Origin of the sequence: Bradyrhizobium sp. USDA 4541 (assembly GCF_024171085.1) — a bacterium.
GTDB lineage: Bacteria > Pseudomonadota > Alphaproteobacteria > Rhizobiales > Xanthobacteraceae > Bradyrhizobium > Bradyrhizobium australafricanum.
The window spans coordinates 6858871-6872572 of record NZ_JALJZF010000001.1 but is presented as its reverse complement, the minus strand read 5'-3'; the positions used below and the strand labels follow the sequence as shown (position 1 = coordinate 6872572).

Below are 13702 nucleotides of genomic sequence, written 5' to 3'. Positions count from 1 at the left end.
GCTCGTTGGTGCCGGTCCAGCACTCCCGGGCAAACCTGCTCAGGCTCGAAGGCGGCGCGCTGCGCGGCATTGATTGGCCGATCCTGATCTCGGTGTCGCTGACGCCGGGGCCGCATCGCCGGTCCGTCCCCGCAACCGGGGAAGGGTTGAAACCTGAAATACTTAGCGCAGTATGGATGACAGAACTGATCATGGAGGCCTGCCTGGCGCTGACCGCTTTTGGTGGATCGCTGCTCGGGACGGTTTTGCTATCCCGCGCCGCAAGATGATGCTGTACAATTGCCGCCAGGTCCCGAAACCTCGCCGATATTCTGCCGATATTTTCCGAAATGGCCCAACGAGGCGTTCTTGCTTAAGTCATCGCAGCCTTCGATTGTGATCGGCGACCGGACCTTGGACCTGGCCCGCGAATTGCTGCTCGACGGGCGCGGCGACATCGTGCCGTTGCGTCCTCAAGCCTGGGCGGTGCTGCGGCTCCTCGCGCAACGTGTCGGGCGCCTGGTGCATAAGGACGAGATATTGGATGAGGTCTGGTCGGACTGCGAGGTCACGGAAGACTCGCTTGTCCAGGCCATCGGCGACATCAGGCAGGCCTTGGGAGGGGCGGGCCGATTGGCCCTGAGAACCTTGCCTCGCCGCGGCTACATGCTGGTCGTGGATGGCGAGCAGGCCGACCGCCCGGCTTCTGCCAGTGTCACGACCTCGTCGATGCCGGACAACGCCGGAAGGCCAGCGGGTTCATCTTCGGTCCCACACCTGTCCATTGTTGTTCTACCATTCACAAATATTGGCGGCGATCTGGAGCAGGAATATTTTGTCGATGGCGTGACTCACAGTCTGACTACCGACCTGTCGCGCATCGCCGGCGCGTTCGTCATCGGCCGGGGCACTGCGTTCACCTTCAAGGGAAAGGCGGTGGACGTGAGGGAGATCGGTCGCGAATTGAATGTCCGTTACGCGCTGGAAGGGTCGGTGCAACGCGGCGGCAATCGCTTTCGCCTGAACGTTCAGTTGACTGACACGGAAACCGGAGCCCATGTGTGGGCCGAGCGCTTCGACAAGCCCGCTGCCGACTTGCTGGACATGCAGGATGAGATCGTATCCCGGCTCGCCAATACATTGAACGCCGAGCTTATCAAGGCCGAAGCACGACGGGCAGAACGGTTGCCCCAGCCGGACGCGATGGATCTCTATTTTCAGGGCAGGGCTGTCCTGAATAAAGGAATAGCGCCAGCGGTTATGGCGCGAGCAAGGGATTTCTTCATGCGCGCCCTCGCGCTTGATCCCGACAATATTGAAGCAGCGGTTGCCGCGGCTCAGGTCGATTTTGCGATCGGTTCTTCCTCCATGGCCGATGACGGACCGGCATATTTCAGGGCCGCGGAGAAGGCGCTGAATGGCGTGTTGTTGCGTGCGCCCAATCACCCCAGAGCCCACATGTTGCTCGGCGCGGTTCAAATTCGGACGCACCGCGCTGCAAAGGGTATCGCTGAATGTCGCCAGGCGCTGGCGCTCGATCGGAATTTGGCCGATGCGCATGGGTTTATTGGCCTCGGGAAGCATGCGCTGGGGCGTGGTGAGGAAGTCGAGGGGCATATTCAAGAGGCGTTACGACTGTCCCCTCGCGATACGCGTGCCTTTCTCTGGATCATGGTTGTCGGGATGGCCAAGTTGATGTCCTGCACCAATGCAGACCTCGAGGCGCTGGACTGGCTTCGCCGGAGCATTGAGGCTAATCCCAATTTTGCGCTCGCTCACTTTCACTTGGCTGGCGCGTTGGCCATGATGGGAGACCTCGAGGAAGCACGATCCAGTGCCAAAGCCGGACTGGCGCTCGATCCCAACTTCAGCATTCGTCGATACGACGTCAATGTCGTCTTCCTGTCCGACAATCCGGTATGGCTCGCCAAGCGTAAGCGCTTTTATGAGGGAATGCGCATGGCCGGCGTGCCGGAGAGCTAGTGCCGCGTTCGATCATCTGCGTGAATGGGATAGAGCTGCGACGAGGAGCTGCATTTGAGCTCCAGCAGCGGCGCACCATGCACTCGCCTTGGCCAGCGGCGGGGCACCGCTCACGAACCCGGCTTCGCCTCGACAGGCTTCTGCGCGAACTGCGGAAAGGTCTCGGCGACGACAGGCCCATCCAGCCGCCATGAATAGCAGCCGCCGACGAAGAATGGCGGCTCGGTGACATCGCGCTGGTGATCGAGCGCGCCGCGGCCCTGCGGGTCCTTGCCGGAGGTTGCGGTCTGGAACAGCGTCGTCACCGCGGGACCCAGCAGCTCGGCGAGATGGGTGCAGGTTTCGAGCTTGCCAATCTTGCGACGGACCAGTTCGCGCCAGCCCTTGCCGATGCGTTCGCCGACCAGGCGCTGCAAGATGCCCTCGACGTCGAGGCAGGACGGGTAGGGCGTTGAGGCCATCGTGGTGCCGGTCTCGCGGATCGTAAAACTGTCGTCGACCGCGAGCCGCAGGCGGATGTCGTGCACGGGATCGTCGGGCTGCTGCAGCCCGCGATGCTTGTCCTGTCGGGCATAGGGTTTGGTGTCGACCAGCTGCGCCTCGACTTCCCACAATCCGTCGTCACGGAGATAGCCGAGACATTCGACGGAGCGGCGGTGCATCAGGCGGCGGGGCTTGCCGTCGGCATTGGTATCGGGTGCGGACATCGGAACTCGCTGGATTGAATCTAGAGCTGATCCAATCGGCCGTGCGCTCCGATGTCAACGCTCGCGGTCGAATGGCGTCATGAGACATCGTCATTCCGGGATGGCGCGTTAGCGCCAGACCCGGAATCTCTAGATTCCGGGTTCGATGCTTCGCATCGCCCCGGAATGACGGGGGTGACGTTGAGAGCTATCCCTCAGCTCACCCGCCGTTCGCGGTTCTCCCAATACGGCTTGCGCAGCTCGCGCTTTAAGATCTTGCCGGCGCCGGAGAGCGGCAGCGGCGTCGCGGTGATGTCGACGCTGCGCGGGCATTTGTAGCCGGCGATCAGCATCTTGCAGTGCTCCATCAGCTCTTCCGGCGTGGCGCTGGCGCCGCTCTTCATCACCACGACGGCGTGAACCTGCTCGCCCCAGCGTTCGCTCGGGATCCCGATCACGGCGCATTGCGCCACCGCCGCGTGCTGGGCGAGCGCGTTCTCGACCTCGGCCGAATAGACGTTCTCGCCGCCGGAGATGATCATGTCCTTGACGCGGTCGACGACGTAGACAAAGCCGTCCTCGTCCATGTAGCCGCCGTCGCCGGTGTGCATCCAGCCGTCGATCACGGCGCGCGCGGTCTCCTCCGGCCGCTCCCAATAGCCCATCATCACCATGTCGCCGCGCACCGCGATCTCGCCGACGGTACCCGTCGGCACGAGCTTGTCCTCCGCATCGACGATCCTGACCTCGGCGCCAAGCGTGGCGCGGCCGGCGCCGCGGTGCCGTCCCTTGGCGCGGCCGTCGCCGATATGCTCCTTCCAGTGCAGCAGGGTCGCGATCGGCGACAGCTCGGTCATGCCGTAGGCTTGCGTGAACTCGACATGCGGCAGCGCCTTCATGGCGCGCATCAGCACGGCGTCGCTGATCACGGAGGCGCCGTAGGAGATCCGCTTCAAGGACGACAGGTCGTAATTGCCGAGCGTCGGGTGATCGACGAACATCTGGATCATGGTCGGCACCAGCAGCACGTCGGTGATGCGCTCCTTCTGCACGGCGGCCGCGACGCCGTCAGGCGTAAAGCCCTGGATTACGACGTTGGATCCTCCGGACAGCAGCACCGAATACATCGCCGCGCCATTGGCGAGGTGGAACATCGGCGCCGCATGCAGATAGATCGTGCTGCTCGGCCATAGGCCTTCGCCGAGCGCGTTGAGCGCGTTGGCCATCAGATTGCCGTGGCTCAGCATCACGCCCTTGGAGCGGCCGGTGGTGCCGCCGGTGTAGAAGATGCCGGCAAGGTCGTCGCGGCTGCGCATCGCATCCGGAACAGGCGCGCTGCGCGCGATGAGCGTCTCGTAATTCTCCATGCCGGCAGGCGTGTCGCCCTCGTCGGCATAGACCAGCCGCAGGCCGGGGACGGCGCCTGCCAGCGCCGTGCCGACCGGCGCAAACGCCCTGTCGACGAACAGGATCGTTGCGCGGCAGTCGCGCAGCGCGTCCTCGTTCTCGATCGAAGACCAGCGGATGTTGAGCGGCACGATCACGGCGCCGGCCCAGCCGACGGCGAGGTAGAGCTCGAGATAGCGGTCGGAGTTCAGCGACAGGATCGCGACGCGGTCGCCGTCCTGGGCGCCGAGGCCGCGGATCGCGGCGGCGAGGCGGGCGACGCGTTCGCCGACCTCGCGCCAGTTGCGCCGCCGCTCACCGCAGACGACCGCGAGCCCGTTTGGATTGACCTGCAGCGCGCGCCGCAGTCCGTGCGTGATGTTCACTCGTCTCCTCCCTTGATGCGTTTCCCTTGCGAGGCGGTTTGTCCGCCTTCTCGTGCGCCGTTGTCTTGCGCGTTGATGTCATTTGCGTTGTTGTTTTGGCGATGCCTTCGGTGAGGCGGATCGCGAATTCCTCAGCGACGGCACGTCCGCTCAGCTCGCCGCCCGGCTGGAACCAGTGGCCGATCCAGTTCAGCGAGCCGGCAATGGCGAAAGCCGCGAGCTTCGGGTCGCACGGTTTCACCGAACCGTCTTCGACGCCCTGTGCGATATAGTCGCGGAAGGCGCGGTCGATCCGCCGCTTGGCAGTCTGCACGATCTTGCGGTTGTCCTCGCTGAGATCGCGGATGTCGAAGCGGACCAGGCTCTTGCCGTAGTCCGCGGTCATCAGCTCGGCATAGCGGACGGTGAGCTTGCGCAGCTTGTCGAGCCCCGAGCCGCCGCCCGCCGACGTCTCGGCAATGCATTCGTCGACCAGCTCATTGCCGATCGACCAGCACTCGAACAGGATCTCGTCCTTGCCGCGGAAGTAGTTGTAGAGCGCCGGCTTGGTGATGTTGAGCCGCTTGGCGACGTCGTTCAGCGTGGCACGGTGATAGCCCTGTTCAAGGAACAGGGCTACGGCCGTGCGCAGCACTGCCTCGCGCTTCTCGTCGCGGGCGCGGCGCCGGCTTTCGAATGGCAGCCATGGCGACTCGTTGCTGGAAGAGGGGGAGTGGGCGTCCATCGCGTCGGCTGTTGTCGCATTGACTCCGGAAGATCGCCCGTATATTACCCATGGGTAACAAATAGTCCAGTGGGTAATTTCCGGGAGGACACGCGATGACGTCACGCACCTATATTGCCGGGGTCGGCATGATCCCGTTCGTCAAGCCCGGCGCCAATGCGCCGTATCACGTGATGGGCGCCGAAGCGGCGAAGCTGGCGCTCGCCGACGCCGGGCTCGACTACGGCCGCGTGCAGCAGGCCTATGTCGGCTACGTCTATGGCGACTCCACCTGCGGGCAGCGCGCGCTCTATCCGGTCGGGATGACCGGCATCCCGATCGTCAACGTCAACAACAACTGCTCGACCGGCTCGACCGCGCTGTTCCTGGCGCGGCAGGCGATCGAGTCAGGCGCGGCCGATTGCGTGATGGCGCTCGGCTTCGAGCAGATGAAGCCCGGCGCGCTCGGGGCCGTGTTCACCGACCGTCCCAGTGCGTTCGACGATTTCGACGCCGCGGCCGACAAGCTGGTCGACGCGCCCGGCGTGCCGCTGGCGCTGCGCTATTTCGGCGGCGCCGGCCTCAGCCACATGAAGAAATACGGCACGCCGCTCTCCGCCTTTGCAAAAGTGCGCGCCAAGGCGAGCCGTCATGCCAAGAACAATCCACTGGCGCTGTTCCGCAAAGAGGTCACCGCCGACGACGTGATGAACGACCAGGTGATCTGGCCCGGCGTGATGACGCGGCTGATGGCGTGCCCGCCGACCTGCGGCGGCGCCGCCGCGATCCTGGTCTCGGAGAAATTCGCCGACCAGCACGGCCTCAACAAGCAGGTCCGCATCGCGGCGCAGGCGATGACGACCGACACGCCCTCGACCTTCGGTGCGTCAGACATGATGCAGGTGGTCGGCTACGACATGGCGCGGGATGCCGCGCGCAAGGTCTATGAGGCCGCCGGCATCGGGCCTGATGATCTCGACGTCGTCGAGCTGCACGACTGCTTCGCGCACAACGAGCTGATCACCTATGAGGGGCTTGGCCTGTGCGGCGAGGGCGAGGCCGCGAAATTCATCGACGACGGCGACAACTCCTATGGCGGCAGGATCGTCACCAACCCGTCCGGCGGGTTGCTGTCGAAGGGCCATCCGCTCGGCGCCACCGGGCTTGCGCAGTGCTATGAGCTGACGCGGCAGCTGCGCGGCACCGCTGCGGCGACGCAGGTGGAGAGCGCGCGGATCGGCTTGCAGCACAATCTCGGCCTCGGCGGCGCCTGCGTCGTGACGCTCTACGAACGCGCTTGAGGTCGTCATGGTCGATCAATCCGCTGTCGGGCGTACATTTACGCCCGTGACCGCGCGCGTCGAGCCGGGGCGGCTGCGCTTCTTCCTCGATACGCTCGGCGAGACGAATGCCGTCTATCGCGACGAGGCGGCCGCGCAAGCGGCCGGCTTCACGGCGGCGCCGGTGCCGCCCACCTATCTGTTCTGCCTCGAGATGATGGATGCGCCGGACCCGTTCGAGTTCCTCACGGCGCTCGACATCGATCTGGCGCGCGTGCTGCACGGCGAGCAGCGCTTCGACTATCATGCGCCCGTCGTGGTCGGCGACACCTTGACCTTCCGCCCGCGCGTCACTGGCGTGACCGACAAGAAGGGCGGGGCGATGACGCTGATCGTGGTCGACACCCCGGTCACCAACCAGAACGGTGTCCATGTCGCCGATGTCTCGCGCACCGTCGTGGTACGCAATGCGAGGCCGTCATGAGCAGCTCTCCCTCTGTCGGCGACCGCATCGTCCACAAGGAGTTTCCACCGATCACCCGCCATCGCCTCGCGCTGTATTGCGGCGCCTCCGGCGATCACAATCCGATCCATGTCGACATCGATTTCGCGAAGGCGGCCGGCTTCCCCGACGTGTTCGCGCACGGCATGCTGGTGATGGGCTATCTCGGCCAGGCGCTGACCGACGCGGTGGCGCCGTCGCGCATCCGCTCGTTCTCGACCCGCTTTGCGGCGATCACCCAGCTCGGCGCGAAGCTGACCTGCGAGGGCACGGTGACCGAGCTGGTCGAGCAGGGCGGTGAGAGGCGCGCAATACTCGCGCTGACCACCAGGGATCAGAACGGCGAGATCAAGCTCGCCGGCGAGGCGGTTATCGCGCTGTAGTGCGAAAGGTCTCGCCACGAGGGATTGTGCGCTCCCTCGCCCCGCTCTTGCGGGGAGAGGGTTTGGGTGAGGGGCTGCTTCCGCGCACTCTGGAGGTGGTGAGACCTGTACCCCCTCACCCGGAACGCATCTGACAATGCGTTCCGACTTCTCCCCGCAAGCGGGGCGAGGTGAGGCGGGCATACCGCAAAGATCACGTTGTTTGAGGGAGGTTTGAATGTCAAAGCTGCAAGGCAAAGTCGCGCTCGTCTCGGGCTCCGGCCGCGGCATCGGGCGCGCGATTGCGCTGAAGCTCGCGAACGAGGGCGCGCGCGTCGTGGTCAACGACCTCGATGCCGAGCCGGGCGATGCGGTCGTCGCGGAGATCAAGGCCATGGGCGGCGAGGCGATCGCGGTCAATGGCAGCGTGACCGAAGCCGGCTTTGCCGATCGCTTCGTCGGCGCCGCGATCGAGCGGTTCGGCGGTCTCGACATCATCGTCAATAATGCCGGGTACACCTGGGACTCGACGATCCAGAAGATGACCGACGAGCAGTTCCAGGCGATGCTGGACGTCCATCTGGTCGCCCCGTTCCGCATCATGCGCGCGGTGTCGGAGCCGATCCGAGTGATGGCGAAGAGGGAGGCCGAGGCGGGCCGCGAGGTGTTCCGCAAGGTCGTCAACATCTCCTCGATCGCGGGCCTCTACGGCAATGCCGGGCAGGCGAGCTATTCGTCCGCCAAAGCATCGCTGATCGGGCTGACGCGCACGATGTGCAAGGAGTGGGGCCGCTACAAGGTCAACGTCAATTGCGTGGCGTTCGGCCTGATCAACACCCGCCTGACCCAGCCGATCGAGACCCAGCAGAAAACCATCGACGTCGCCGGCCGCGACATCAAGGTCGGCGTCCAGCCGCAGATGCTGGAGGCGATGGGCCGCATGATCCCGCTCGGCCGCGGCGGCACGCCGGAGGAGGCGGCCGATGCGGTCTATCTGTTCTGCGCTCCGGAATCGAATTACATCAGTGGTCAGGTGATCGTCGCCGGCGGCGGTCTTCTGATTTAATACGAGGGCAGAATGCACTACCGATCGTCCTGGATGACCGAGGAGCTGGACACCTTCCGAGACCAGTTCCGCAAATTCCTCGCCAAGGATCTGGCGCCGCACGCCGAAAAATGGCGCGAGCAGAAGCTGGTCGATCGCTCGGCCTGGCGCGCGCTCGGCGAGATGGGCGCGTTGCTGCCGAGCGTGCCCGAGGCCTATGGCGGCTTAGGGGCCAGCTTCGCCTATGACGCCGCCGTGCTCGATGACCTCGAGAGCACGGTGCCGGAGCTGACCACCGGCGTCTCCGTGCACAGCGCGATCGTCGCGCATTACATCGTCAACTATGGCTCGGAGGAGCAGAAGAAACGTTGGCTGCCGAAGATGGCGTCGGGTGAGATGGTCGGCGCCATCGCGATGACCGAGCCCGGCACCGGCTCGGATCTGCAGGCCGTCAAGACCACGGCGAAGAAGCAGGGCAATTCCTACGTCATCAACGGCCAGAAGACTTTCATCACCAACGGCCAGGCCGCCGATCTCGTCATCGTGGTGGCGCGGACCGGGGCTCCGGGCGCCAAGGGCATCTCGCTGATCGTGGTTGAGACCGCGGGCGCCGAGGGGTACCGGCGCGGGCGCAACCTCGACAAGATCGGGCTGCACGCATCAGACACGTCGGAGCTGTTCTTCGATAACGTCACGGTGCCGCCGGAGAACCTGCTCGGCGCCGAGGAGGGCAACGGCTTCGTACAGCTGATGCAGCAATTGCCGCAGGAGCGGCTGTCGCTCGCGATCGGCGCGGTCGCCTCGATGGAGCGCGCGGTCAGGATCACCGCCGAATACACCAAGGAGCGCACCGCGTTCGGCAAGCCGCTGCTCGAATTCCAGAACACCGCCTTCAAGCTTGCCGAGCGCAAGACCGAGGCGATGATCGCCCGCGTGTTCGTCGACTGGTGCGTCGAGCGCCTGGTCGCCGGCGACCTCGACACCGTGACGGCGTCGATGGCGAAATGGTGGTGCTCGCAGAAGCAGGTCGAGACCGCCGACGAATGCCTGCAGCTGCATGGCGGCTACGGCTACATGCAGGAATATCCGATCTCGCGCATGTTCATCGATTCCCGCATCCAGAAGATCTATGGCGGCACCAACGAAATCATGAAGCTCCTGATCGCGCGTTCGCTGTAGGCGGGCGCATCTTTGGCCGTCGTTCCGGGGCACGCGAAGCGTGAACCCGGAATCTCGAAGTTGCGGCTTGAGATTCCGGGTTCGATGCTCGCGCATCGCCCCAATGACGCGGAGGGGTGAGTGCGCGCTCATCTCCTTCGGCCGTGCGCCGCTACATCGCCCGTACGTTCTTGAGGAACTTGTCGACCTGAACTTCCAGCTCTGAGGCGTTGCTGGCGAGCTCTCCGGAGGCCGCCAGCACGTTCTCGGCGGCCTTGCTGGCATCGTCGATCGCCTTGGTCGTGCCGTTGATGTTTGCGGTGACCTCCTTGGTGGCCGCGGCCTGTTCCTCGACCGCGCTGGCGATCACGGTCGAGATCTCGCTGATCTGGACGATGACCTGCGAGATCGCCTTCAGCGCCGTGGCGGTGTTGCCGGTCGCGGCCTGCATCTCGTTGATCTGCGCCGAAATGTCTTCCGTGGCCTTGGCGGTCTGGTTGGCCAGCGCCTTCACCTCGGAGGCGACGACGGCGAAGCCGCGTCCGGCCTCACCGGCCCGCGCGGATTCGATGGTTGCGTTGAGCGCAAGCAGGTTGGTCTGGCCGGCGATTTGGCTGATCAGGGCGACGACGTCGCCGATCTTCTGCGCCATGGTCACGAGACCCGCGACCAGCTTGTCGGACTTCTCGGCTTCGTCGACCGCCATGCGGGCAATGCGGCTCGCCTCGGCCACCTGGCGGCTGATCTCGTTGACCGAGGACGACAGCTCCTCGGACGCGGACGCCGCGCTCGCCGAGCGCTGATTGACGAATTCGGCGGTCGTCGTCAGCGATCGCGCAGTGCCCTGCATTTGCGTCGACGCCGACGCCAGCATCCCGGCAAGGCCCTTCACGTCCTTCTCGAAATCGTCCGCCAGCTTCACATTGCCTGTCACGACCGACCAGCTCAGCATCGCGCCGGTGTAGTTGCCGCGCTTGTCGGTCAGCCCGGAGACCCGCAGGTCGAGCGTTTCCGGACCGAGCTTGATCTTGGCCGCATGCGGCAGGTTTTTGGGATCGCCGACGATGCGGCGCTGGTGCGCCGGGTTCTTGTGGAAGATGTCGAACGAGTTGCCGAGGATCTTGTCCGGCGCCACCGGAAGCAGGTGCTTCACGGTGTCGAGCGTCTTGAGGCTGGTCTGGTTGATGTAGGTGATGTTGAAATCGGTGTCGCACATCATGATGTTGATCGGCATGTTGTCGAGCATCTGCAACAGCCGTTCGGTCTGCGTTTCAAGCCGCGCCTTCTCGGTCGCGAGCTCCCAGGTCAGCATCGGGCCGGTGTAGCGGCCGCGCGAATTGGTCATCGCCGTCACGGTGAGATCGAGCGTCTCGCCGCCGATGGTGATACGCGCCTTGTGCGGCAGGTTCTTCGGGTCGGACAGCAGCCGGCGCTGATGCTGCGGGTTCCTGTGAAATATATCGATCGATTGCCCGATCAGCGCGTCGACCTTTACCGGCAGCACATGCTCGATCTTCTTCAGGTTCTGCCGCGTCGACTCGTTGATGTAGGTGATTTTGAAATTGTCCAGCTCGCAGAGCATGACACTGATCGGCATGTCGTCGAACAGCCGGTACGAACTGTCCGAGCCGATCACGCTTGCGACGCTCTTCATCCCCAACATGCATTGCCTCCAGCCTTGATAATGATCTTGGTGAATTGAAACGGTGCACCTGATCGGCAGCGGAATGCCTTCCACCGCCGGCCCCACGCAGGTGCGTTACACGATTTACAATTTCTGACTGTGTGGAACGGTAAGCGATTCGAATTCCACCAAGAAGGGCACGCAATGCGCCGCGTGCGATCGCACAAGGTCGAACGCGCGATGCTCGCGATGAGCGCAGCCGAAAACGTCGCACAACACCGCGATTTGCCGTGAAATCCGCGCGATCCGGCGACGAAGATGTGAAGCGGCCGATCGCTGCACCGTAATCTTACGGAAGCACACGCGTGCGCTCCTAATGATTGTTATCGTGCACATAACGTGTGGCTCATGCAGATTGTGCCACGCCATCGCGCGCAGCGGAGAGCTCTTGACTGCAATCGTCTCGGCGGCCACGCGCTGTCGGTCTTGGCGATGCGGCGTGCGAGCATTCTTTCGCCTGCGCTCTGTTGAGTCGATCGGCGCCTCGTGATGACAGGGCGGCCGCATCGTCGATGCGGGTGTTCATGAAAGAAGCCCGCGCAGGTTGATCATGCCGCGCGAGACCCGATCGGGGTCACGGACCGGCGTCGTGGTCCCGCGCGAGCGCAACGAGATCGCCCTCGAGCCGGACGATCGTGACCTGCGTTGCTTGCCGGCCGGCGGTTTCAATCCTGCCGGCGATCGTCCGCTCTGCGGAAATCGATGACGAAACGGCGTTGCCCATTGCCTACCGCATGGCTTGGCGCCGCTGCGCGCGGGAGACGCAGCTTCGGCCTTGCACCCTATTTCCGTCTATCATACCCCGTGGGACCACGATCCGCGCGAAGCTCAAACGCGCGCCAGTACTTGCAGGGAGCCCTCATGACCAAAAGCAATGCCCGCACCGGAGGCCAGATCCTGATCGACCAGCTGGTCGCGCAAGGGGTGGAGCGCGTCACCTGCGTGCCGGGCGAGAGCTATCTGGCGGCGCTCGACGCCTTGCACGACAGCGCGATCGACGTCGTGATCTGCCGCGCCGAGGGCGGGGCCGCGATGATGGCGGAGGCCTATGGCAAGCTCACGGGACGTCCGGGCATCTGCTTTGTCACCCGCGGTCCGGGCTCGACCAATGCCGCCCATGGCGTGCACATCGCGATGCAGGACTCCACCCCGATGATCCTGTTCGTCGGCCAGGTCGACACCGGCATGCGCGAGCGCGAGGCATTCCAGGAACTCGACTACAAGGCGGTGTTCGGCACGATGGCGAAATGGGCGGTCGAGATCGATCGTCCGGATCGCATTCCGGAACTGGTCGCGCGCGCCTTCCGCGTCGCGCTGCAGGGCCGGCCCGGTCCGGTGGTGATCTCGCTGCCGGAGAACATGCTGACTGAAACCGCCGCGGTCGCCGACGCGCCGAAGGTCGAGCCTGCGGCGACCTGGCCTGCGCCGGCCGATCTCGAGCGCCTCGGCAGCATGCTCGCCGGCGCCAAGGCGCCGATCGTGGTGCTCGGTGGCTCGGCCTGGACCGCGGAGGCCGCCAAGGGCATTGCGCGCTTCGCCGAGCGCTTCGACCTGCCGGTTGCCACCTCGTTCCGCCGCGCCTCGCTGTTCGACGCCGACCACTCGCATTATGCCGGCGATCTTGGCATCGGCCCGAGTCCGAAGCTCAGGGATCGCATCACCGGCGCCGACGTCATCCTCCTGATCGGCGGCCGCATGTCGGAAATGCCGTCCTCGTCCTACACGCTGCTCGACATTCCGGTGCCGAGCCAGAAACTGATCCATGTCCATCCCGGCGCCGAGGAGCTCGGCCGTGTCTACCAGCCGGCGCTGGCGATCCAGGCGACGCCTGCGGCCTTTGCCGCCGCGGTCGAGACCATGATGCCGGCGGCAGTGCCGGCCTGGAAGGGCGAGGCGGCCAAGGCGCACGCGGATTACCTCGCCTGGACCGACAAGCCGCGCGAGCTGCCGGGCAGCTTCCAGTATGGCGAGGTCGTGACCTGGCTGCGCGATCGCCTGCCGAAGGATGCCATCGTCTGCAACGGCGCCGGCAATTATGCCGGCTGGATTCACCGCCACCATCGCTTCCACGCTTTCGCCGCGCAGCTCGCGCCGACCTCGGGCTCGATGGGCTACGGCGTGCCGGCGGCTGTGATGGCCAAGCGGCATCATCCGGACCGGGTCGTCGTGGCGTTCGCCGGCGACGGCTGCTTCCTGATGAACGGGCAGGAGTTCGCCACCGCCGTGCAGTATGACGCGCCGCTGATCGTCGTCGTCATCGACAACGCGCAATACGGCACCATCCGCATGCATCAGGAGCGCGACTATCCGGGCCGCGTCGTCGGCACCCAGCTCAAGAACCCGGACTTCGCGCTTTACGCCAAGGCGTTCGGCGGCCATGGCGAGCGGGTCGAGCGCACCGAAGACTTCGCGCCCGCGTTCGAGCGCGCGCTGGCCTCCGGCAAGCCCGCGATCCTGCACTGCCTGGTCGATCAGCGTGCGCTGTCGGTCGGCAAGGATTTTGCGCCGCAGGCCACGCGCTAGGGCATGATCCGGAAAAATGCGAAGC

At 64.9% G+C, this 13702-nt stretch carries 13 protein-coding genes; 8 read left to right on the top strand and 5 right to left on the bottom strand.

The genetic code is table 11. The annotated features are described in order from the left end of the window. Positions 1-5: 5 nt before the first annotated feature. The gene (locus J2R80_RS33220; RefSeq protein ID WP_141340556.1) at positions 6-269 is read left to right on the top strand and encodes a hypothetical protein; all 264 of its coding nucleotides are present in this window, start codon (positions 6-8) and stop codon (positions 267-269) included. Positions 270-348: 79 nt separating this feature from the next. Beyond that, positions 349-1962: a winged helix-turn-helix domain-containing tetratricopeptide repeat protein gene (locus J2R80_RS33215; protein WP_246786572.1), complete on the top strand. Its 1614-nt coding sequence runs from the start codon at positions 349-351 to the stop codon at positions 1960-1962. A gap of 110 nt (positions 1963-2072) precedes the next feature. Here the strand turns inward: J2R80_RS33215 and J2R80_RS33210 are convergent, their stop codons facing one another. The 3 genes from J2R80_RS33210 to J2R80_RS33200 form a co-directional block, all read right to left on the bottom strand. Further along, entirely contained in the window at positions 2073-2669 is a 597-nt protein-coding gene (locus J2R80_RS33210; RefSeq protein WP_057019693.1) for a DUF2889 domain-containing protein, read from the bottom strand. A gap of 194 nt (positions 2670-2863) precedes the next feature. Then, positions 2864-4420: a long-chain fatty acid--CoA ligase gene (locus J2R80_RS33205; RefSeq protein ID WP_141340557.1), complete on the bottom strand. Its 1557-nt coding sequence runs from the start codon at positions 4418-4420 to the stop codon at positions 2864-2866. Then, positions 4350-5144, bottom strand: a complete 795-nt coding sequence (locus tag J2R80_RS33200) for a TetR/AcrR family transcriptional regulator (RefSeq protein WP_141340558.1) — start codon at positions 5142-5144, stop codon at positions 4350-4352. Before J2R80_RS33200 ends, J2R80_RS33205 begins: the two co-directional genes overlap by 71 nt. A 95-nt stretch (positions 5145-5239) precedes the next feature. On the opposite strand from J2R80_RS33200, the gene J2R80_RS33195 reads away from it, so the two are divergent. The 5 genes from J2R80_RS33195 (at position 5240) to J2R80_RS33175 (ending at position 9491) form a co-directional block, all read left to right on the top strand. After that, positions 5240-6424: a lipid-transfer protein gene (locus J2R80_RS33195; RefSeq protein WP_141340559.1), complete on the top strand. Its 1185-nt coding sequence runs from the start codon at positions 5240-5242 to the stop codon at positions 6422-6424. Positions 6425-6431: 7 nt separating this feature from the next. Further along, entirely contained in the window at positions 6432-6887 is a 456-nt protein-coding gene (locus tag J2R80_RS33190; protein WP_076826485.1) for a MaoC family dehydratase N-terminal domain-containing protein, read from the top strand. Then, complete coding sequence (locus J2R80_RS33185) at positions 6884-7288, top strand: MaoC family dehydratase (protein ID WP_076826486.1); 405 nt, start codon at positions 6884-6886, stop codon at positions 7286-7288. Before J2R80_RS33190 ends, J2R80_RS33185 begins: the two co-directional genes overlap by 4 nt. A 217-nt stretch (positions 7289-7505) precedes the next feature. Continuing rightward, entirely contained in the window at positions 7506-8333 is an 828-nt protein-coding gene (locus J2R80_RS33180) for an SDR family NAD(P)-dependent oxidoreductase (RefSeq protein ID WP_076826488.1), read from the top strand. A gap of 12 nt (positions 8334-8345) precedes the next feature. Further along, on the top strand, positions 8346-9491 hold the full coding sequence (locus J2R80_RS33175) for an acyl-CoA dehydrogenase family protein (protein ID WP_057019698.1): 1146 nt from the start codon (positions 8346-8348) through the stop codon (positions 9489-9491). Between the two features lie 151 nt (positions 9492-9642). Here the strand turns inward: J2R80_RS33175 and J2R80_RS33170 are convergent, their stop codons facing one another. Together J2R80_RS33170 and J2R80_RS33165 are read right to left on the bottom strand one after the other, a co-directional pair. Beyond that, the gene (locus J2R80_RS33170) at positions 9643-11133 is read right to left on the bottom strand and encodes a methyl-accepting chemotaxis protein (RefSeq protein WP_063790157.1); all 1491 of its coding nucleotides are present in this window, start codon (positions 11131-11133) and stop codon (positions 9643-9645) included. Between the two features lie 595 nt (positions 11134-11728). Next, on the bottom strand, positions 11729-11878 hold the full coding sequence (locus tag J2R80_RS33165) for a hypothetical protein (protein WP_159109436.1): 150 nt from the start codon (positions 11876-11878) through the stop codon (positions 11729-11731). 137 nt (positions 11879-12015) lie between these two features. On the opposite strand from J2R80_RS33165, the gene J2R80_RS33160 reads away from it, so the two are divergent. Then, positions 12016-13677, top strand: a complete 1662-nt coding sequence (locus J2R80_RS33160; RefSeq protein ID WP_076826490.1) for a thiamine pyrophosphate-binding protein — start codon at positions 12016-12018, stop codon at positions 13675-13677. Positions 13678-13702: the final 25 nt, after the last annotated feature.